At 66.5% G+C, this 21,042-nt stretch carries 19 protein-coding genes; 9 read left to right on the top strand and 10 right to left on the bottom strand.

All coding sequences use genetic code 11. The features are described from left to right. The first annotated feature begins 75 nt into the window (after positions 1–75). The 3 genes from FBF36_RS01895 to FBF36_RS01905 all read left to right on the top strand — a co-directional run bounded on the left by FBF36_RS01895 (position 76) and on the right by FBF36_RS01905 (position 2,592). Positions 76–921: a carbohydrate ABC transporter permease gene (locus FBF36_RS01895; RefSeq protein ID WP_009395936.1), complete on the top strand. Its 846-nt coding sequence runs from the start codon at positions 76–78 to the stop codon at positions 919–921. Further along, positions 918–1,823 carry a carbohydrate ABC transporter permease gene (locus FBF36_RS01900; RefSeq protein WP_034492073.1) on the top strand — a complete coding sequence of 302 codons (906 nt, stop codon included), beginning with the start codon at positions 918–920 and terminating at the stop codon, positions 1,821–1,823. Before FBF36_RS01895 ends, FBF36_RS01900 begins: the two co-directional genes overlap by 4 nt. Before the next feature lie 112 nt (positions 1,824–1,935). After that, positions 1,936–2,592, top strand: coding sequence for a DUF624 domain-containing protein (locus FBF36_RS01905; RefSeq protein WP_009395938.1), 657 nt, complete (start codon positions 1,936–1,938; stop codon positions 2,590–2,592). Positions 2,593–2,688: 96 nt separating this feature from the next. Here the strand turns inward: FBF36_RS01905 and FBF36_RS01910 are convergent, their stop codons facing one another. Beyond that, positions 2,689–3,705 (bottom strand): LppM family (lipo)protein, encoded by a 1,017-nt coding sequence (locus tag FBF36_RS01910; protein WP_009395939.1) that lies wholly within the window; start codon positions 3,703–3,705, stop codon positions 2,689–2,691. A gap of 128 nt (positions 3,706–3,833) precedes the next feature. Here FBF36_RS01910 and FBF36_RS01915 point away from each other — a divergent pair, with 128 nt between their 5' ends. Next, positions 3,834–5,120: an adenylosuccinate synthase gene (locus tag FBF36_RS01915; protein WP_009395940.1), complete on the top strand. Its 1,287-nt coding sequence runs from the start codon at positions 3,834–3,836 to the stop codon at positions 5,118–5,120. A gap of 51 nt (positions 5,121–5,171) precedes the next feature. Continuing rightward, entirely contained in the window at positions 5,172–6,836 is a 1,665-nt protein-coding gene (locus FBF36_RS01920; RefSeq protein WP_034492074.1) for a hypothetical protein, read from the top strand. A gap of 96 nt (positions 6,837–6,932) precedes the next feature. Here the strand turns inward: FBF36_RS01920 and FBF36_RS01925 are convergent, their stop codons facing one another. From FBF36_RS01925 to FBF36_RS01945, 5 genes are all read right to left on the bottom strand, one after another. Then, the gene (locus FBF36_RS01925) at positions 6,933–7,787 is read right to left on the bottom strand and encodes an LppM family (lipo)protein (protein WP_009395942.1); all 855 of its coding nucleotides are present in this window, start codon (positions 7,785–7,787) and stop codon (positions 6,933–6,935) included. Between the two features lie 139 nt (positions 7,788–7,926). Then, positions 7,927–8,805, bottom strand: coding sequence for an LppM family (lipo)protein (locus FBF36_RS01930; RefSeq protein WP_225792431.1), 879 nt, complete (start codon positions 8,803–8,805; stop codon positions 7,927–7,929). A gap of 126 nt (positions 8,806–8,931) precedes the next feature. Then, positions 8,932–9,825 carry a hypothetical protein gene (locus FBF36_RS13230; protein ID WP_009395944.1) on the bottom strand — a complete coding sequence of 298 codons (894 nt, stop codon included), beginning with the start codon at positions 9,823–9,825 and terminating at the stop codon, positions 8,932–8,934. Between the two features lie 76 nt (positions 9,826–9,901). Further along, positions 9,902–10,939, bottom strand: coding sequence for an LppM family (lipo)protein (locus FBF36_RS01940; protein ID WP_009395945.1), 1,038 nt, complete (start codon positions 10,937–10,939; stop codon positions 9,902–9,904). A 26-nt stretch (positions 10,940–10,965) separates the two neighbouring features. Then, positions 10,966–11,832 (bottom strand): LppM family (lipo)protein, encoded by an 867-nt coding sequence (locus FBF36_RS01945; protein WP_050792660.1) that lies wholly within the window; start codon positions 11,830–11,832, stop codon positions 10,966–10,968. A gap of 244 nt (positions 11,833–12,076) precedes the next feature. On the opposite strand from FBF36_RS01945, the gene FBF36_RS01950 reads away from it, so the two are divergent. Then, entirely contained in the window at positions 12,077–13,924 is a 1,848-nt protein-coding gene (locus tag FBF36_RS01950; protein ID WP_009395950.1) for a phosphoenolpyruvate carboxykinase (GTP), read from the top strand. Between the two features lie 236 nt (positions 13,925–14,160). Next, positions 14,161–15,411 carry a hypothetical protein gene (locus FBF36_RS01955; protein WP_009395952.1) on the top strand — a complete coding sequence of 417 codons (1,251 nt, stop codon included), beginning with the start codon at positions 14,161–14,163 and terminating at the stop codon, positions 15,409–15,411. Here the strand turns inward: FBF36_RS01955 and FBF36_RS01960 are convergent. The 3 genes from FBF36_RS01960 to FBF36_RS01970 all read right to left on the bottom strand — a co-directional run bounded on the left by FBF36_RS01960 (position 15,399) and on the right by FBF36_RS01970 (position 16,654). Beyond that, on the bottom strand, positions 15,399–15,872 hold the full coding sequence (locus tag FBF36_RS01960) for a hypothetical protein (RefSeq protein WP_225792432.1): 474 nt from the start codon (positions 15,870–15,872) through the stop codon (positions 15,399–15,401). The two genes, FBF36_RS01955 and FBF36_RS01960, sit on opposite strands and share 13 nt — an antisense overlap. A gap of 210 nt (positions 15,873–16,082) precedes the next feature. After that, on the bottom strand, positions 16,083–16,460 hold the full coding sequence (locus FBF36_RS01965; RefSeq protein ID WP_009395956.1) for a type II toxin-antitoxin system VapC family toxin: 378 nt from the start codon (positions 16,458–16,460) through the stop codon (positions 16,083–16,085). Beyond that, positions 16,457–16,654, bottom strand: coding sequence for a type II toxin-antitoxin system VapB family antitoxin (locus FBF36_RS01970; RefSeq protein ID WP_034492080.1), 198 nt, complete (start codon positions 16,652–16,654; stop codon positions 16,457–16,459). The genes FBF36_RS01965 and FBF36_RS01970 overlap by 4 nt, the downstream gene beginning before the upstream one ends. A gap of 208 nt (positions 16,655–16,862) precedes the next feature. On the opposite strand from FBF36_RS01970, the gene FBF36_RS01975 reads away from it, so the two are divergent. Further along, positions 16,863–17,690: a helix-turn-helix domain-containing protein gene (locus FBF36_RS01975; protein ID WP_009395960.1), complete on the top strand. Its 828-nt coding sequence runs from the start codon at positions 16,863–16,865 to the stop codon at positions 17,688–17,690. Positions 17,691–17,816: 126 nt separating this feature from the next. Continuing rightward, a complete protein-coding gene (locus tag FBF36_RS01980; RefSeq protein WP_009395962.1) occupies positions 17,817–18,596 on the top strand; it encodes a VOC family protein in 780 nt (259 codons plus the stop codon). A 121-nt stretch (positions 18,597–18,717) separates the two neighbouring features. Here the strand turns inward: FBF36_RS01980 and FBF36_RS01985 are convergent, their stop codons facing one another. Further along, entirely contained in the window at positions 18,718–21,033 is a 2,316-nt protein-coding gene (locus FBF36_RS01985) for a TerD family protein (protein WP_138137092.1), read from the bottom strand. Positions 21,034–21,042 lie beyond the last annotated feature (9 nt).

The raw sequence follows: 21,042 nt of genomic DNA on the forward strand, positions 1-21,042 counted from the left end.
GCACGCTGCCGCCCCGGAGGGAGCCCTCTGGCACCCGGCCGGCCCGGTGGGTGCCGGCTGCACCTCGAGGTAGATATGACCAAGGCACTGAAAAAGTTCTTCCCAGTATTTGCGGGGCCAACTCTGTTGGCCTTCATGATCGCGTTCATCGTCCCCTTCTTCATGGGGCTCTATCTCTCCTTCACCAAGTTCAGTACCCTCACCAATGCTCGGTTCGTGGGCACTGACAACTACGCCAGGGCGCTGGGGGAGCGCAGTGACTTCCCGCAGGCTCTCCTCTTCACCGCCGTCGTCTCCGTCATCTCCATCATCACGGTCAACCTGGGTGCGTTCGCCCTGGCCTACTTCCTGACCCGCAAGCTGCGCGGCACCAACTTCTTCCGTGCCGTTTTCTTCATGCCCAACCTCATCGGCGGCATCGTCCTGGGCTACACCTGGCAGGTGATGCTCAATGCGATCCTCCAGCGCTGGGGCCAGACGATCGTCAACGACTGGCGGCTGGGACTCGCCGGCCTGGTCATGCTCGTCAACTGGCAGCTCATGGGTTACATGATGGTCATCTACATCGCCGGTCTGCAGAACGTGCCGCCCGAGCTCATCGAGGCCTCACAGATCGACGGTGCCGGCAGGTGGCAGACGCTGCGCAACGTGACGCTGCCGATGATCATGCCCTCGATCACCATCTGCCTGTTCCTGACTCTGGCCAACACCTTCAAGATGTACGACCAGAACCTCGCCCTGACCAACGGTGCGCCCGCTAAGCAGACTCAGATGGCCGCGCTGAGCATCGTCAACACGATGTACAAGAAGATCGGCCAGGAGGGTGTCGCACAGGCCGAGGCCGTCATCTTCTTCCTCATTGTCGCCGCCATCGCGCTCATTCAGCTGCGCGCCACTCGTTCCAAGGAGGTCGACGCGTGAGCACCGCCGTCCAGACTCAAGTCCCCGGTTCCACCGCCCCTGCCCGTCAAGCCGGTCAGAAGGTCGCGCCGCAGACAGCGGGACAGAAGATGCTCGTGGGGCTGCTGGCCGTCCTGGCCTTCGGGTGGGTCATTCCCCTGGCCTTCATCCTCATCAACTCCTTCAAGGGCAAGTTCTACATCTCCGACAGTCCCTTCGCCCTGCCGACCACGGGGACCTTCGCCGGCCTGGACAACTACGCCACCGGCCTGGCCCTCTCGGGCTTCGCCAGCGCCATGGGCTGGTCGCTGTTCATCACCGTGAGCTCCGTCGTCGTCATCGTGTTCCTGACGGCAATGACCGCGTACTACATCACCCGCATCAAGACGTGGTGGACCTCCATGATCTACTACGCCTTCGCCTTCTCCATGATCGCTCCCTTCCAGATGGTCATGTTCCCCACCGTCAAGGTGGCCGACATGCTCGGCCTGGCCACGCCCTGGGGCATGATCGTCCTCTACCTCGGATTCGGCGGGGGGCTGTCGGTGTTCCTGTTCGCCGGCTTCATCAAGTCGATCCCCATGGAGATCGAGGAGGCCGCCTACATGGACGGGTGCTCGCCGCTGCAGACCTACTTCAAGGTGGTCATGCCGCTGCTCAAGCCGACGGCGGTCACCGTGGCGATCCTCAACGCCATGTGGGTGTGGAACGACTTCCTCCTACCCAACCTCGTCATCGGCCAGGACGAGCGCTACAAGACGGTCCCGATCGTCATTCAGTCTCTTGTCGGCTCTAACGGCAACCGAGACATGGGCGCCCAGATGGCCATGCTCGTCTTCGCCATCGTCCCGATCGTGGCCTTCTACCTCTTCGGTCAGAAGCACATCATCGAGGGCGTGGCCGCGGGGGCGGTCAAGGGCTGATGCCCGTACACGAGTCCTGATACGGGCGGTTCCTGAGGCCCCACTGCCGGCCTTGAGAACCGTCCGTATCATGTCCGCCTGCTACTGCCCGAGTCCGCATGAAGGAGCTCCCGTGGCGCTGTTCCCCAGCCCTGACAGTCCGGCCTACCGGGCCTGGTCCGCAGCGGCGGACATCGTCATCCTCAACGTTCTCACGCTGGCCGGTTGCCTACCGGTGGTGACAGCGGGAGCCTCCCTGACGGCCTGCGCCCGCGTGGCCGGTGAGATGGCGGCCGACGACGCCCCGGCAGTCATAAGCGCGTGGTGGCGCTCCTTCCGCCTCAACCTGCGCCAGTCCCTGGCCTGGTGGCTGCCGGTGCTCGTCCTGATGGCCCTGAGCGCCTGGGAGTACCTGCTTCTGTCCGGCTCCTCCCTGGGGGAGCGGAACGGCGGCATGAGCGGTGCACTGTCCGGGCTGGTACTGGCCGGGGGAGTGCTCCTGGCTGCGATCCTCATCTGGCTGCTTCCGTTGGCCGCCTTCTTCGACGCCCCGGTCGCTCGGCACCTGTCCAACGCGCTCCGCCTCGCGGTGGGGCGTCTCGGAGCCACGGCGCTCGCTCTGGCGATCGTGGCGGCGCCGATGATCGTCTTCTGGGGGCTCGCGGCCGCACGGGTCGCGGTTGTGTGGTTCATGGTCCTCATTGGGCCGGCCTTCCAGATCTACCTCATTGCCCTCCTTCAGCGCGCCACCATGGTGGCGCTCAGCAGCGCTTCGACGTCGGAGTCCTGAATGCTGCGAGTGTGGTAGCGGTGAGTGAGGCGCACCCGCGCAGCGTCGTGGCCCCGGAATCGACTGATTCCGGGGCCACGACATCTCTGGGTGCTCTTAGACCCCCTGGCCGGGCCAGCCCTGCTGGTTGTTGTAGGGCTGCTGGTAGGGCTGGATGGCGGGCTCGGCATAACCCGGCTGGTAGGGCTGCTGCATCGGTTGGATTGGCTGGCCCTGCTGGTAGGGCTGCGGCGTTGGCTGACCCGGCTGGACTGGCCAGCCCTGCTGGTAGGGCTGGGTGGTGGGCTCGGCGTAACCCGGCTGGTAAGGCTGCTGAACCGGCTGGCCGGGCTGACTGAAAAGAGCCTGATTGGGGTCGTAGCCCGGAGCGGGAGCTGCATAAGGAACGAACTGGGAGTGGTTCTTCTTCCGCTGGTTCATGACGACTGCGGTGACAGTGCCGCCCACGATGGCCACGGCGAGCACCCCGACAAGCGCCCAGACCCACATGGGAGTGGAGCCGCTCTCCCCCTCGGAGTCCTGTGAGGCTGTCTTCTTGGGAGCCTTGTCCTTCCCCTTGACCTCGTGCGAATCCATGTCGTTGAAGGTGACCTTGTTGCCGTCAACCTCGCCGCCGTCGGCCTCGGTGACCTTGCCGGGGAAAGTGACGGTCTGCGAGTACTTCACTCCAACGGAGGGGGACGAGGTGGACGAGGTGGACGAGTCTCTGGTCTTGACGATGTACTCATCGCCCTCGTGCGTGATTTTGCTTTTGCCGTTGTCGATACTGTCGCCGCCCTCGATGGTGCAGGTCTGGGAGTCTCCGTTGTCTTTGAACGTGGCTGTCGCCTTGCCACCGAGACTGCTGCCGTAGAACGAGTCCCCATCGCAGTTGCTCTCAGACAGAAAGCCAGAATTGGTGTTGTCGGTCATGACCACCTTCATCGTGAAGGTGTCGTCCTCGTTGATGACGAAATCAGCGGAGCCCTCGAACAGGGCCGGCGAGTCCGTGGCCGTCGGGAGGCCATGCGCAGGCGCGCCGCCCAGGGCCAGAGCGGCGGATACGGTCAGGATGAGGAGGGCCGCCAGCGCAGAGCGTGGTGCGGAGATACGGCGGACGGTGACATCAGGCATGTACCTCACCGTATCGTCTCTTCGCCCGCTTGGTCGGGGAACAATGACGAGGGTCTCGCCGCTCGGCTCCGGTAGGCTAGAGGACGGTGTGTCCACCGGCACGCCATCACTGAAGCCAGGGAGCAGCCATGCCAGCCGTTGTCGTCGTCGGGACCCAGTGGGGGGACGAGGGAAAGGGCAAGGCGACTGACCAGCTCGGTCAGGACGTCGACTACGTCGTGAAGTTCAACGGCGGCAACAACGCCGGACACACCGTCGTCATCGACGGCGAGAAGTTCGCCTTCCACCTCCTGCCGGCCGGTGTGCTTACCCCCGGGGTCACCCCCATCATCGGCAACGGCGTCGTCGTCGACCTGGAGGTCCTCTTCAGCGAGATCGATGAGATCACCTCCCGCGGCAAGGACGCCTCCAGCCTCCTCATCAGCGCCAACGCCCACATCATCCCCTCCTACAACCGGGTTCTGGACCGCACCACTGAGCGCTTCCTGGGCTCGCGCCAGCTGGGCACCACCGGCCGTGGGATCGGCCCCACCTACGCGGACAAGATGAACCGCGTGGGCATCCGCGTCCAGGACCTCTTCGACGAGTCGATCCTGCGTCAGAAGGTCCACTCCGCCCTCGACCAGAAGAACAGTCTCTTCCTCAAGGTCTTCAACCGGGCGGCCATCGATGCCGACGCCGTCGCCGATGAGCTGCTCTCCTATGCGGACCGGGTTCGCCCCATGGTCGTCGACTGCTCGCTGCTACTCAACAACGCCCTCGATGAGGGTAAGACCGTCCTGTTCGAGGCCGGCCAGGCCACGATGCTCGACATCGACCACGGCACCTACCCCTTCGTCACCTCCTCGAACCCCACTGCCGGCGGCGCCTGCACCGGCACCGGCGTGGGGCCCACCCGGATCGACTCGGTCGTCGGCGTCGTCAAGGCCTACACCACCCGCGTCGGGGAGGGGCCCTTCCCCACCGAGCTGCTTGACAACACGGGTGAGCGCCTCCGCACCGAGGGCGGCGAGTACGGGGTCACCACCGGCAGGCCGCGCCGCTGCGGCTGGCACGACGCCGTCGTCACCCGGTACGCGGCACGCGTCAACGGGCTCACTGACCTGGTGATGACCAAGCTCGACGTCCTCACTGGGCACGAGACCATTCCGGTGTGCGTCGCCTACGACATCGACGGCACCGTCACCCAGGAGATGCCGCTGACCCAGTCCGACTTCCACCATGCCGTCCCCGTCTACGAGGAGCTGCCCGGCTGGAGCGAGGACATCAGTGAGGTCCGCCGCTTCGCCGACCTGCCCCGGGCGGCCCAGGACTACGTGCTGCGCATCGAGGAGCTGGCCCGCTGCCGCATCTCAGCGATCGGTGTCGGGCCGGGTCGTGAGGCCACGATCTCACGCCACGCGCTCATGGGCTGACGACCTCGAGGGGCCCGTATGACCGGCCGTGCTGTTCCTTCGCCGAAGGCGGTGGGCAAGCCCGGAGGCTTCGACGCCGGGCGCGCTGATCGTCGACGGCTCTTCAAGGGGTACGCCTCTGCGGCGCTCGGCATCCTGGCCGTGTTCACTGGTCTGCATGGGCTTGCTCGCTCGGACCTGCCACTGGGGCTGTTGTTCTCATTCGGCGGTGCAGGTCTGGCGCTGTACGCCGTGGGGCGGTTCGTGCTCTATCGGCGGCTCCGGAAGGCCGGCGACCTGTGGCGGCAGGTCGACGGAGGGGTCGAGTTCGGGCCGGCTCCCTATCCCATCTGGGACTACCTGTCCGTCGCTGTGACGACGATCGGTGCACTGGCCCCCATGGCGGTGATCCTTCTTGCTGGATCGTCCTACCCTCGCGCCTTTCGGGTATTCCTGGTTGCCGCTGAGCTGTTGCTTCTGTGCATTGCGATGGGAGCCCTGCTGCTCCGCGGTGGGCGAGGGCTGCCGATTATTGTGATGACGCCTGGTGAGGTGCGCTTGCGCATCGACGGTCCGCGTTACGCCCGCATACCCTGGTCGAGTCGCCCGGGTCTCGAGCGGAGCGTCGTTCACCGAGGTAGCAGGCATGCACTGATCACAACCACGACGGGGCAGCGGGTTCTGCTCCCGATGTTCTCCGTGCCCATCGGCTACGCCCAGCTTCAGGCCGTGCTCGGCTTCTATGCCACACATGACTGGGACAGGGCGGGCCTCAGGACTGATGAGGGACTCCTGCGGGTACGAGAGCTGACAGCGAGTCCCGCACGCACGGGCGAGCGGATGGAGCAGGCGGTATCTCCCTACACGGGAGTGCCCTATCAGGCCTCCCCTGACGGCGGTGCGCCTGATGCGGTGACAGCGGATGACGCCCCGCGCGACATCGGGACACCGTTCACGGCCTCCGAGACCATCGCCTCAGCAGAGGGGACTGGCGGGCGCAGGCGGCGATTCTCGTGCGAGGAAGCGGACTGCCGAATGCGTGACCGGCCCAGGTGGTTTCTGACCGGGGCGCTCGTGGTGTTCGTCGCTTCCGGCTGTTCCACGAGTGTCTACCAGGTTGGAAGCATCGTCCTGGAAATCGGTGCCAGCCTGGTGATCCTGCTTCACGGCGCGGTTCTCTCGCGGGCTCAGCACAGCCGCGAACGGGCGGAGCGACGATGGACGTGGGGAGCCGACGGGGTCCGTCTTCGAGGTATCCGGTTCGTGCCCCTGGCCATGCATGCGGAGGCTCTGGCACTCGTCGTGACCGCGGTGATCGGAATGTGGCTCGCGACGGTCACCGACCGTGTCGTGGGATACGACCTCGGCCTACCAATCCTTCTGACCGCGGTGCTTCTGCTGAGCGCTCTGACCGTCGGGGCAACCACGTTCCGGGCGCGTCACGCCACAGAGATCACCGTGAACGCGGAGGGTCTGCATCTGATAGCAGGCGCCGGCCGGGACGTTCTCCTGCGTTGGCGGGATCGGCCGTACATTGTCGGAGTTGATCGCCGTGGGGCAATGGTTGTTGACGTCACTCCTGGTGGCGAGACATCCGTGACCCTGAGTGCGCCGCCTCTGCTCTACACGGATCTCCAACGGATTGTGGAGTTCTACGCCAACTGCTCGGAGGCGAGCAGTGAGCTGGCCACCGAAGCGGGCCTGGCAAGAGTGCGCGCGCTGAGCAGTCGCCTCTGAGGGCCGGTGTCACTGTGGTCGCGTCGGTATCTCGGATGCGCGCAGCAGGCTCGAGGGGCCTGTCGTCATCATGGGCCTGACCGTGTACCCGTGAGATCAGTAGCTGCTGTAACCGTTCTGGTTCGGTGGCAGGTGCAGCCCACCGGTTCCCGACGGCGCGGGATTGTGACTCTGTTGATGACCCTGCTGGTAAGTCTGCTGGTACGGCTGCGGAGCAGGTGAGTAGCCGGGCTGCGACCGGTACTGTGGACCGAACGCGCCTGCTCGGAGAGGCTGCTGCTCCAGCGCCGCCAGGTACCTCTGCTCTCGGCTCTTCTTGTTCGCGTTGCCGATCAGAGCGATGACTCCGCCGACCACCGCGATCACAACGAGCGCCACGGTGATGATCATCAGTCCGGTTCTTGAGTCGGACGAGGAGGTCGACTGAGGCTGAGAGGCGGCCTGGACAGCGTCCTGACCACGGGTCTTGTGATCGTAGAAGGTGTCGAATGAGACCTTGTTCCGCTCATCTCCGTCAACCTTCCCTCCGTCGGCATCCGTCACCTTGCCGGGGAAGATGACCGAGAGGGCCACTGAGCTGTTCTTATCCGCCTCGGATGCGGAGTCCACGTGGGTGTCGACGACGTACTCATCCCCGTCATGAGAGACGTAGTTGTTCCCGGATATAGATGTGGTGAACGTGGCCCTGCAGGTGGGTGTCCCGTTCTCGTTGGAGAAGGTCACCTTAGGCTTTGAGTTAGCTTTTGAGAAGCTCTTCTCGACGCAGAACTCTTTGAGGGCCTCTTCTCTGGAGGCTGGTGCAGTGGTCAGGAAGGTGGTCGTCACCTTGTCGTCCGACTTGATGGCGATCTCAATGCTGGCCTTATCCTCGCTCGAGTCCTCTGTCGGAGTTGCGGCATTCGTGGGGGCTGCTACCACCGCCAGGGGGAGTGAGGCGGCAAGACAGAGCATGCCGACGAGACTCGTGGCTGGAGTGTGCCTCGGGGCGGGGTAGCGCATGGACGGGCTTTCACGTTGAGAGGGTGGGACGATTGGAGAACGCGGCGTAGGGCGTCGCTGGTTGCGAAGATCCTTGCGTCGTCGCAGAGGCTCAGCCCCAGGTGGAGGGCGGGGGACCTGCCTGGTAGCCGGGACCGGGAGGAGGCGGAACCGGTCCCGGAGGCATCACGCCGCTCGGTCCGGGCTGGACGTAGCCCTGAGCGGCGAAGTCCGAGGGGGGCGGAGGGACTGCGCCGGGAACCTGCATCTGGCCGGGAGCATAGGGCTGCTGCGGCGCGTATCCCATCGCGCCGAACGCGTGGGCCTGCTGCTGGGCCTTCTTCTTGCGGCTGCTGAGGAACCAGAACACACCACCGCCGATCGCTCCGACCAGCGCAACCCCCACGATCACCCAGACCCAGGGGAAGGCAGGAGCGTCCTTGCCGCTGACCCGGTACTCGTCAGGCTTGGTGAAGGTCACCGTGTTGCCACTGACCTTGCCGCCGTCAGCGTCTGTGACCTCACCGGGGAAGGTGACGGAGAGCGTGTAAGCATCCTCAACGTCGTTGGAGGAGGCGGGTAGGCCCCCGGCATCGGTGTCGAGAACGTACTCATCACCTTTGTGCTTGATGAGTCCATGGCTTTTGGAAATATTCTTCGACTTGCTGGTGAATGTGCAAGTCGGGAAACCATCGCGTTCGGAATAGGAGGCTTTCATGCCTTCAAGGATCCCGGAGACCTCGGATTCGTCACACGCGTCCTGCATGGCCTCCTTGACGGAAGAGGATCTACTCTTGCGCTGACCCACGATGGTCATGTCGTAGGTGTCGCCCTTGTTGATGACGACCTTGATGGACGTTGTCATCTCATAATCGCTGCTCGCAGCGGGGACGGCGGCGTGGCTCTGAGGAGTCAGAAGCATCAGAGGGATGAGAAAGGAGAGAAAGACGAGTGTTTCAGGGAAGCGGCGTCGGGGGATAGTCACTGCCATGGTCCTCATCCTAGAAGAAGGTCGGTGATGATGGGGCTCCCGCATAGGGAGTGATGACGCAAGGAACGGTGTTGTGGCCCCGGATCGTCAGATCGTGGGGCCACAACACCGGGAGGAGGGAAGGAATCAGTAGGCACTCTGGCCGGGCTGACCGTTGTCGTACGGAGGCTGACCGGGCTGCTGGGCCTGGGGAGCACCGTAACCCGTCTGCTGGCCTGGCTGCTGGGCCTGGGGGGCTCCGTAGCCCGTCTGCTCGGGCTGGGCCTGCGGGGCGCTGTAACCCGTCGGCTGGCCGGGCTGGGCCGGGAACGCCTGGTTCGGGTCGTATCCCTGGGCGGGAGCCCCGTAGGGCGCCTGGGTCTTGTTCTTCTTGCCGCGGATGATGAAGAAGGCGACCAGGCCACCGATCAGCACCAGGGCGCCGACGCCGACGAGGATCCAGATCCACATGGACATGGAGCCGTCCTTGCCCTTCACCGTGTGAGTTGCGCCGTCGGTGAAGGAGACCTTGTTGCCCTCGACCTTACCGCCGTCGGCCTCGGTGACCTTGCCGGGGAAAGTCACCGACTGAGAGAAGCTGATGTTCGCATCAGCAGAGTCAGTGCCGAAGTCGGGGGTCTCGACGGTGTACTCGCCGTTCTTGTGGGTCACCAGTCCCTTGCTTTCGGAGACCTTCTCGGTTCCCTCTGCGGTGCAGGTGGCGGTGTCGCCTTCCTCCTTATAGTTGACCTTCATGTTCTTGACGCTCTTGGCGCCAGGGGTCTTGAAGGCTTCGTCAGTGCACGTTTTTTCCAGCGGGATCTCTGTGCTGGTGGACATCACGAACTTGGCGGTGTACGTCTGATCGGAGTTGACCACGATGTCCATGGAGCCTTTGAAGCTGAGGGAGTTCTCGTCCGCAGTGGGAGCAGCATGCCCCGGGGCGCCCACCAGTGCGAGGGGCGCAGACAGGGCGAGGGCGGCAAGAGCCGTCAGTACGGAGAGGGGTCTAGGGATGCGGTGAGCGATGGCAGATGTCATGCCCTCACAGTAGCGGTTTCGATGTCAGGTTGTAACCGGATCATCATGGGGAACGTTCCCCGCCTCCGGTGGGACGTTACCGGGGCTGCTGCGGCGGGCGCTGAAAGTCCGCGGGGCTATGCCCTTCCTGATAGGGCATCTGCGTGTACCCCGGCCCGGGCGGCTGATGCCCGCCCCCGTTCTGGGCTCCGTGGGTGCTGAAGGCGCCAGGGTGGTCAGTGCCCTGAGGTGACGGGAAGGCGTTGGCACCCAGGCCCGGGTCGGCGTACGGGGCGTAGCCATCGCGAAGGTTGGTGACGGGATAGGGGTGGGTTGCCCCCGGCATCGGCTGCGGAGCGCCGGGAGGAGACTGATACGGACCCCCGATGTAGACCTCCGGAGGCATGACGTCGGTGGCCGTTGCCCCCTGAATGGCCTCGCCGTACGGGAGTGCCGGAGCCGGCTGTTGGGCTCGGCGGGTCCTCAGCACGTATACGACGACGCCGACAATGGCGAGGAGGAGGGCGACGGCGCTCGCCGCCGCAATCATCCACCACTGCAGGTGGAACTTCCCGTCCCCGCCCTCGGCGTGGGGAGCCTCAGGGCTCTCCAGCACGTTGTCCCAGGTGACCTTGTTGTCGTCATTCCTCCCGTTGGACTTCGTCACCTCTCCGGGGAAGGTCACGGCTATCGAGATCTTCATTCCTCCCGCAGCGCCCTGGGAGGAGGAGCGGGAGTCGTCCTCACCGAGCTGGCTCAGCGCGTCGGGGGACAGGTCGAAGACGTACTTCCCGTCCTGGTGCTTGATCGTCCAGACGTCGGTCTGCAGGTCGTTGAGTGGAACCGACTTGGCAGTGACCTGACACGCCGGATGCCCGTTGTGGGACGTGTAGGTGTAGTTCGCCTCGACGTTCTTGGGCAGGGGAGTGGACTTCTCGAGCTTCTTCTCGGTGCAGCTCTCCCTGGTGATGAGCGGCAGCCCCGACGAATCCCACATGATGTAGGTCAAGTCGGCGGTCTCGTTGTCATGGATGACGAAGTCGTAGTGAGCCCCGCAGCCGGTCAGCAGCAGCGCGAGGCCGGCCAGTACCGTCACGACCACGGGTCGCCTGACAGCGCGGGAGTCATGATGCATGCGTCGAGTCTAGAACGGTGCGGGGACTACTCGGACGGCTCAGGGTCGCCCTTGCGCTGCTTCCGTGGTGCGTGGCCGGTGCTGCGCCGTCGCAGGACGGCCACAGTCAGGCCGCCGCCGAGCAGGATCAGGCCCGCGGTCAGCCAGACGCGGTAACGGCTCCACCACGACACACCCTGGCCGTCCCGAGCGTAGCCCGAGGCGCTCACGCCCTTGGCCACCGTGTCCGGGTCGTTCCAGGTGACCGTGGTGCCTGAGACCTTTCCCCCACCGGACTGCGTCACCGCGCCGGGAAAGGTGACTGAGACCCTGGTGTCGACGATGCCCTTGAAGGACGTGCTGCTCGGCTGGGGCGCACCCGGGCCGCCCGACGGTGCGGCGGACGCCTCCGGGGCGCCTCCCTCTGCGCCGCCGGCTCCATTGGCGTCCTGGGAAGGATCGGACGGGAAGGGCTGGATCGTCACCTTGTAGACGTCGCCGTCGCGCACGACGATCGTGTTCGGCTCGGCCTGCGAGGCCTGGGGGACCTTGACCCCGCTGATGGTGATCTGGCAGCCGAGTCCGTCGTCGTCGGTGATCGGCTCGGCCTTGACCGTGGTGCCCGCGGGCACGCCCAGGGCAGTGGGGTCTGAGTACTTCGAGCAGTCGGGGGCCTTGCCCCGGGGGAAGACGGTTCCGGTTGTATCGCGCATCTCCAGGACGACGTCGTAGCTGCCCTGGGAGCTGATGGTCATGTCCATGCGGGCGGTGCAGGCGGCCAGCGCCACACAGGATGCGGCCACCACCACGGCCGTTCGAAGGGCCCGGCATGTCTGCTGGCGGAGCCGGGTGCGCGGGAAGGGGTGCGTAGGACTGGACGCGGAGGACGGCGCAGAGGACGGCACAACGGACATGCGGGCACGCTACACGCTCGTACTGGACCTTCACTGAGGGCGGAACGACGCCGTTTCAAAGGCGGCAAAAGCCGCCATCCTCCCGAATGTGGCCGATCACATGCCGGTATGGCCGGAGGGAGAGGCCGAGTTGGGACCTTCGGCAATGTGACCTGAGGCGCCGGGTGGGGGAGTATTGCCCTCGACCGAGCGAGTCGGCAACGGCGCGCTCAACCGGATCAACATACCCAAGGAAGGGACTCGCATGACTGTGTCTGAGAAGGACGTCCGCGCCGCCGCGCCGGCTAACGCCCCTGAGGATGTCATCGAATTCGTCACGCGTATCGCCGAGCTGGCCAAGCCCGAGAACGTCTACTTCGCGGACGGTTCGCAGGAGGAGTGGGACCGCCTGACCACCGAGATGGTGGAGTCGGGCATGTTCACCCGCCTCAACCCCGACAAGCGCCCCAACTCCTTCCTCGCGCGCTCCCTGCCCAGCGATGTCGCCCGTGTGGAGTCCAGGACCTTCATCTGCTCCGAGAAGGAGGAGGACGCCGGCCCGACCAACAACTGGTACGACCCGGCCGAGATGAAGAAGATCCTCAACGAGAAGTTCGACGGCGCCATGCGCGGCCGGACCCTCTACGTGATCCCCTTCTCCATGGGTCCCCTGGGCGGCCCCATCTCCCAGCTCGGTATCGAGCTGACCGACTCCCCCTACGTGGTTGTCAACATGCGGATCATGACCCGCATGGGCGCGGCCGCCATGGATCTCATCGCCGAGGGCCGCCCCTGGGTCCCGGCCGTCCACTCCGTCGGCGCCCCCCTGGCCGAGCACGAGAAGGACACCGCCTGGCCCTGCAACGACGAGAAGTACATCACCCACTTCCCGGAGACCAACGAGATCTGGTCCTTCGGCTCCGGCTACGGCGGCAACGCCCTGCTGGGCAAGAAGTGCTACGCGCTGCGCATCGCCTCGACCATGGCCCGCCGCGACGGCTGGATGGCCGAGCACATGCTCATCCTGCGCCTGACCGACGAGAAGAGCGGCAAGCAGTACCACGTCACCGCCGCCTTCCCGAGCGCCTGCGGCAAGACCAACCTCGCCATGCTCCAGCCCACCATCCCGGGCTACAAGGTCGAGACCGTCGGTGACGACATCGCCTGGATGCGCCCCGGCCCCGACGGCCGCCTGCGCGCCATCAACCCCGAGGCCGGCTTCTTCGGCGTCGCCCCCGGCACCTCCTACGACACCAACCCCATGGCCATGGACACCATGAAGGCCAACACCATCTTCACCAACGTCGCCCTGACCGACGACGGTGACGTGTGGTGGGAGGGCATCGACGCCCCGATGCCGGAGCACCTCATCGACTGGCAGGGCAACGACTTCACCCCGGCTGACGCCGCCGAGGGCAAGAAGGCCGCCCACCCCAACAGCCGCTTCACCACTCCGGCCTCGCAGTGCCCGATCATCTGCCCCGACTGGGAGGCCCCCGAGGGCGTGGCCATCGACGCCATCCTCTTCGGCGGTCGCCGCGCCACCAACGTGCCGCTGGTCGCCGAGCAGTACGAGAACGCCCACGGCGTGTTCATCGGCTCCGCCGTGGCCTCCGAGGTCACCGCTGCCGCCCTGGACGCCAAGGTCGGCTCCCTGCGCCACGACCCCATGGCCATGCTGCCCTTCTGCGGCTACCACATGGCCGACTACTGGTCGCACTGGCTGGAGATGCAGGAGAAGCTGGGCGACAAGTTCCCCAAGGTCTACCAGGTCAACTGGTTCCGCAAGGACGAGAACGGCAAGTTCATCTGGCCCGGCTACGGCGACAACTCCCGCGTGCTCGACTGGATCGTGCGCCGCGCCTCCGGCGAGGTCGAGGCCGTCGACGGCGTCACCGGCCGCTACCCCAAGTTCGAGGACTTCAACCTTGAGGGCCTCGACCTGGGCGAGGAGGAGTGGGCCAAGATGTACGACATCGACCCCGAGGCCTGGGCCGCCGAGATGGACGACACCGAGGAGTACTACAAGCAGTTCGGTGACAAGCTCCCCGAGGCCATCAAGGAGCAGCTCGCCAAGTTCCGTGCGCGCATCGACGAGGCCAAGAAGGCCTGATCGCTGCTGACGTCCTTCCCCGCGAGGGACTGAGACGGGGGCTCCGACCGGTTCGCCGGTCGGAGCCCCCGTTCGTTCATCCGGGGCGACGTCGGAGACGGGATGGTGAACGGTGCCCATCGGAGAACACGAATCGGCACCGTGCTCGCCACTACAGTGACGAAGGGCCGATGGCGAGGGCTTAGGTCGCTTTCCCATCGTGCCGGAGACGTGCAGCAGCGTGGAAGGTGCCGAGCATGGAATGGCAGGACAACGGCCTCAGCGACGGTCGTGGGGACCTGTTCGACGAGACGCTGGGCCAGTCGATGCGGTGGCGGGCGACGGAGACGAGCGATGGGCGCCTGCTCCTGCGACGCTCGGTGGTGATCCGCTGCTGCGCACTGGTGGCGCTCGTGGTGGGGGTGCCCGGCATGATCTACAACGCTCTGCCGCTGATGAGCCCCTACATCACCGAGCATGAAGTCAAGGACACCATGGCCGTGGTGATCATGTTCGGCATCCCAGTGGTCTGGGCGATCAATGTCCTGCGGCGTCAGACGGTGCTGAGTAAGGACGGCATCGCTATGCGACGCCTGCTGTTCACCGAACGGCGCCCCTGGGAGTCGGTGGCATCGAGGCTCACGCTGTCGACGCTCGATCTGACTGAGGGGCCGTCGTCGCCCAGCGGATTCATTGAGCGGACTCGGATCGCGATCGAGAATGGTGACGGTGATGACGCCATCAGGCTTCCCGGATGCGTCATCGGGATGACCTGGGGAAAGTCCCGCGACCGCGCTTCTGCGGCTGTGAGGGACCTGCAGTACTACATCTATGCGCGGGGGTGGGGTGTCTCGGAGGATGCCGCTGTCAGCGAGGCCCCCCATCTCGTGGAGGCCCGAGGCCGGCACGGGGCGGAGAAGACGCTGCAGCGCAGCCGCCTGGTGCTCTGCACCCCGGTCTGGCGCAGAATCAAGGAGCACCTGTGCAACGGCGGGCTCTTCCTCATCGGCATGGGGGTGCTGGTCATGGTGATCGGTGGTCAGCAGCTGTTCTTCGAGACAAAGCCGCTCAGTGGATCGGATATCGCCTTCGCGGTGTTCTGCCTTCTGCTCGGGCCGGTCACCATGGCATATCCGCTCCACAAGATCTACGGGTGCTTCCAACGAGTCGTCGTGGACGAACGTGGGATTCGCGCCGGAAGACGCTCGTGCGTCTGGCCGGAGTCCCGCTCGGGACTGTTCGTCGCCGGGGACCGAATCTTCGTCGTCCACGGCAACGGGAGGCACCTGGCCCTGGATGGTGCCGGTGTCACGTGGGGGAGCTTTCAGCGACGGCAGGAGCAGCTGGTCGCCAGATGCGAGGCGATCTGGCTCTGGGGGGTCGCCCATGGCGCCACCCGGGAAACCGGTCGTTATGTTCCCCTTGGGAATGCCGGCATGCAGGAGGAGCGGGAGATTCTCGAACGCGGGATCGGATTAGCGGTTCCTCATCGAGGTCAGCCCGCTTGATTCTGTGCGGCCAGGGCCTGGTGGCGTCGGACGAGGAGGATGATGGCGATGATCCAGCAGGCCGAGCCAACGCCTAGACCGGCTACGAGTGGCCATGTGAACATGCCGAGGGTGGGTTCTGGGATCATGCGAATCGGGTCGTCGTCGCCCAGGCCATCACATGAGACCCGGTACTCTCCTGACGTCGTCGCTGTGAACTTCAGGACGGAGTGATATGCAGAACCCTCGGTTGTGATGCGTGTTCCGGTGCTGCGGGTGGTAGCGATGTCCTTACCCTCAGAGGTGGTGATGGAGCAGATGTCGACGAACTCACCGTCCTCTACGTACAGGGTGCGCTCGTCACCTGCGCTTAAGGTGATTCGCTGGCCGTTGGAGATGACATCTCCGTCGGTGGCGGTGTTAACGGCGACGACTGCAAAACCGATTCCTACGACGCTGAGACCCAGGATTGGGCCGGCCACGAACAGAAGGATCGCTCCGACCAGCTTCCCGGTGTGTGTCGGGCGGGGGCGCGGATACCCGTATGGAGGCGCAGCCTGATACTGAGGCTGGTAGGGAGGCTGGTACGGCTGCTGGTGTGGAGGGGTCGACATCGGTCCGTTTTCTGGGTGTGCTTCAGTTGTTGTCGTAGCGTAGCAAGTCAGGCTTTCGGTGAAGCGGCCTTAGGTGCCTCAGCCGTCGTCTCCCTCGACGAAGGAGACTCCGTGCTCGTCGGCAGCGCGGAGCAATCGCTTGTCGCGTGTCCACAGGCTGGCGCCAGGGACCAGCATGACGGAGCCGAGCAGGTGCGCATCGACGGGGCTGAGGCCCCGGCCCCACAGCGCACGCGTTGCGACCAGAGCCAGCAGCTCGTCATGTGAGAGGGTCGGGAACTGGTGGAGGTGCGACAAGTGCTTGAGGACGTCGTCTCTGGCTTTGAGTGAACCCATCGCCAGCTCCTCCACCACGAGTGGATGGGCCCCGATCTCGTCCTCGTGCAGCAGGTTGACGAGTACTGGATCCGAGTGGTGGAAGTGATCGATCCATACCGATGTGTCGACGAGGATCACCGGCTGGCGCTCCGACGTCGTGGAGCGGCGCTCGCCTTCCGATCAGAGCCGCCGAGAGCTGCGAGGCGACGTGCACTCTCCACCCTGACCAGGGTCTCCAGGCCGGCGCGCAGCAGCTCGGTGCGCTCAGTGATGCCCGTGAGCTCCTGAGCGTTGGCAATGAGCTCGTCGCTGAGTGTCACAGTGGTTCGCACGATACCTCCTGCATCATTTCTGTCATCAGATGGTGCAGATTCTAGTGCGTCTGCCCTGTGATGGCCAGTGGTCGTCATGAGCTGACCGATCTCTCTCGACGGGGCGGGCAGCCACTGCGGGCCGGTGGTGATGCCGGATAGTGGGATGGGGATGAATAGGAAGAGATGGGCCCTCGTCCTAGAGGTCACCGCTGTGTAACGTGCCGTCATGCACGAGTACTCACCTGACGGGCTCATGTCGTCCGACTCCGCTCGGGCTGTTCCGGGCGCTGACGGCGCGCAGACGGGTCAGCCGCTTGACGAGACCTCCGCCGACCTGGCGCTGCGAGCCGCCCGGTACCTGCGCACCCATTTCCGCGAACGTGTCACCATCGGGGACCTCTCGGCGTGCCTCGCCTACAGCCCCTCCCACCTCACCCGGGTCTTCACGGCCGCCGTCGGCACCTCGCCCATGGACTACCTGGCCGCCTGGAGACTGCATGAGGCCAAGCACCTCCTCATCACCCACCGGTTGGGCGTGGCCGAGACCTGCCACGAGGTCGGCTACACCTCGGTGGGCACCTTCAGTCGCCGCTTCCTGCGCGACGTCGGGACCCCGCCCGGCGCTCTGCGCCGCATCGCCGACCGGGTCGCCGAGCGAACCCAACCACCCGTGAGCCTCCTGGTCCCGGTGGTGGCAAGGATCCGCATCCGCCCGGAAGTCCCTGAGGAGATGCGCCGCACGCTCGGACCCGCCCCCTATCAGTGGATCGGGACCTTTCCCCGCCCAGTCCCCAGCGGGTTGCCGGCCACCGGGACGCTGCGTCGCGGTATTGACGAGGTGGAGCTGCCCGTGGTCCCAGGCTCCCCCTGGATCCTCGCCACCATCTTTCCCGACGGCGCCGACGTCCACGAGCAACTCGCCCCCACACGCCCCCTCGTCGCGCGGCTGCGTGTCCCTGAGGAGCCTGTCGTCGGCCCCGTCACCCTGCCGGTGCGCGCAGCCCTTCCCTGGGATCCGGCGGTCCTCGTGGCCCTGGCGGCGATGGTGGTGTGACGGTCGTCCTCGGCCCCGTAGGTCAGGACAGCAGGATCGGAGTCGTTGGCGGCGTACCGGTCGGTCTACCGTCGAGGAACGTCAGGACGTCCCTCGACATGCAGCCGGACACGTAAGGAGCCACTGATGACCGACACCACCGCCAACGCCCAGCCCGCCGAGCGCCTTGCCGGCTTTCCCTGCTGGATCGAGCTGTACTCCCCGGACATCGACGCCTCGGCCGCGTTCTACCGAGACCTTCTCGGCTGGGAGATCACCCGTGCAGAACCGGGCGGGCCGCTGACCACCGAGGTGCATCACGACGGTCGGCTCATCGGCTCCTTCGAACCCGCCGAAGCGGCGCCCGGGGACCCTGGCTGGCAGGTGAGCTTCATGGTCGACGACGTCCGCACCGCCGCCGGAGCCGCCGAGAGCGCCGGTGGGAGCGTCGTTGTGGAGCCCACTGACGTCACGGAGACCATGGCCTACGCCCTTGCCTCCGACCCCGACGGCAACGTCGTCGGGCTCCTGGAGGACGAGGACTGCGAGGGGCCCTACCCCTACCATGCCGGGATGCCGGTGTGGTTCGACGTCCTGGCCAGTGACCTGGAGCCGGCTGAGCGCTTCTACCGGGAGGTCGCCGGGTGGCCCACCCGCCGGCTGACCATCGCCGACCAGGAGCAGGACTTCTACACGAGCGTCGTCGGGGGCAGATCCGTGAGCGGCGTCGGTCGGGCCGGCTACTTCGGTGAGGAGGTCCCCTCGCGCTGGCGCATCTACTTCGGGGTTGAGGACACAGACGCCGCAGCCCGGCGTGTGCGTGAGCTCGGGGGAGCCGTCATCGTCGAGCCCATCGACTTCACGTTCGGGCGCATGGTGGAGGTCGCCGACCCGCACGGTGCGCGCTTCCTGCTCACCACGTTCTGATCCTCACGCAATAGCCGGGCGGGGCCACTGGTGGTCCCGCCCGGCTGCGTCCGGGAAGCGAAGGCGCTGAGAGAAAGGTGAAGGGAGAAGGAAGCACCCTCATGGCCGGACGCGGCCCAGATTACTCCACCTGCTGGCTCTCGGCGCCCCCGTCCGCGTCGGAGGCCGCGTCCGCCGTAACTTCCGCGGGGCCCAGCAGCGCCAGGATCCGCTCGGTCTGCCACGGCAGGATCCCGCCCTCACCGAAGACCAGCTGGGCCTCATCCGGGTCCTCGACGACGTCGTCGGCCAGGAGCCCCAGAAGGTGCGCCAGCGGCATGCGCCGCCCCTCCAGCAGGTCGAGCAGGTGCGCCAGGACCCGGTTACTGCTGCGATCCAGGTTCGCCACCTGGTGCTCGCCCACCCCCACGGGCAGGTCCCACCAGATGAGGCGGCGCTCAGCGAGGTCGATGACGAACGGGGTCGCGTTGAACGTGGGTGAGATCAGGTCGAGGCGCTGCATGACGGTGGAGGCCTCGAAGACCTCCCCGCTCTGCGGGTCCGCGCCGCGGGCCATCGCCCCCGCCCAGCACTCGGGCACCTCACTGAGCCGGTGGTGGGAGAAGGAGTGGACCGTCATGACGACGTAGCGCCACCCCAGCCGCAGCGCCTCGGCCAGGGTGACGTCAATGAACTCGGCCGCCCCGTCGGGCGCCGAGGTGAGATCGCCCGAGTGCACGGCCGCCGTCGAGCGCAGGTTGTAGTAGGCGATCTGCTCGGTGCGCGTGAAGTCCTCGGAGACGAAGAAGGCCGACAGGTCCAGGTCCACGCGCGTCTCCCGGCTGTTCACGGTGGCAGGAGGACCAGAGGGCCCCGGGGCCTCGGGTGGGGCCTTGGGCAGGTCACGCCAGTGCAGGAAGAAGCGGATCGTCTCGCCCTCGGGCAGGGGCATCCGGGTGCCGCGCCCCGCCGTGCGCAGGCCCGGCGAGGCCGAGCGCAGTCCCACCGGAGCCGTGTAGCCCTCGTACATCCCCTGGTCGACGGCGATCCGCCCCAGGTGCTTCCGCCGGCGCAGGGCCTCCTCGACGGCGCGAACCACCGCCGCGTCGGCGGGGCCGGGGCGGCGGGTGGAGGGGATGAGCGTCGTCTTGGTGCCCGTGGCCGCCTTGATGGCAACGACCCGCCACGGCAGCGTGTCCGGTCCGGGGGAGGCGAAGTACTCCCACAGGCGCACCAGGACGGGCAGGGAGACCTCGGGCGCGACTCGGGCGAACTCGGCGACCACGCGCTCGCGGGCGGCGTCATCGGCGCACAGTCGCAGCAGGTGGTTGAGCCGGCGGGCGAAGACCCCTGGGCGGGCGGCCAGCAGACGAAGGGCGTCATCGACGTCGCGGCTCGCCAGCACCTCCTCCAGGTGGGAGGTGAAACCCGCTTCGGCGCCCCCGGAGGCGACCTGGCGCAGGAGCGCGGCGGCACGCGGGAAACGACGCGCGTAGTCGCCGGGGCGCAGGTGACGGGCCAGCCGCTTCCACCGCTCGGAGCGCCGAGCCATCTCCTCGGCGGAGTCCCGGCCGTCCTGGACCCGCCCGACGGCGTCGAGCAGTCCCAGCAGCCGGCGCCGCTGGGCGCGGGAGAAGGAGGGGAACCGGCACGGCTCGGCCAGGGAGGTATCACCACCCGCCATGGCGACCGCCAGGCGCAGCACGTCGGTGACGGTGCGGTAGGAGGCGGAGAAGTCCAGGTCCGGGAAGGTGACAGTGAAGACGGCGAGATTCTCCTTGACCGTCATGTGTGGTGCCCACTTGGGGCCGAAGTCGCGCAGGGCCGTCAGGTCGGCGCGGTCCTGGGCGCTGAAGGGTGTTGCTTGGGCGACGAGGTCGGCCACGATCCGCTTCAGGTCCTGCTGCGTGGCCAGGCCCAGCTCGGTGAGGGCACTGTCGTCTCCCGGCAGGGGCTCGCGGGGACTGGGCCGGTAGCCCGGCAGGATCCGGGCCCCCACGACGTCGCCCAGGTAGTGCAGGGCGGCGTTGACCAGCAGCGTGGCCTCGGAGGCGGTGCGGACCTGGACGGGGAAGTCGGGGTAGAAGGGCCGGTACTCGGCGGCCGGGGAGCCGGAGGTGAGGCGGGCGGCGGCATTGACCAGCGCCCACGCCTGCTCGGGGGTGGTGAGCTCCTCCCGGGCCGGGGAGGACAGCCGGTAGCCCAGGGCCCGCAGTGTGGTCAGGGCCGTGTCGATACCCGCGTCGCTGCCCCGCTGCGGCGCGGGCGCCTCATCCCGCGACGCCCTGGAGGACGACGCCACTGGCCCTCCGGCGACGGGCGGGACGTAGACGGCCCCGAGACGGCGGATCGTCACCGCGTTGAGCTCCGCGGCGGCCTCAGTGCCAGGGTCAGGGGCGGCCGCCTTGCCGGCTCCTGCATCGAGTGACCTCCTGACAGGGGACTGATCGACTTCCACCCGGGCCTC

The organism is Actinomyces sp. oral taxon 171 str. F0337 (assembly GCF_005696555.1).
GTDB lineage: Bacteria > Actinomycetota > Actinomycetes > Actinomycetales > Actinomycetaceae > Actinomyces > Actinomyces oris_E.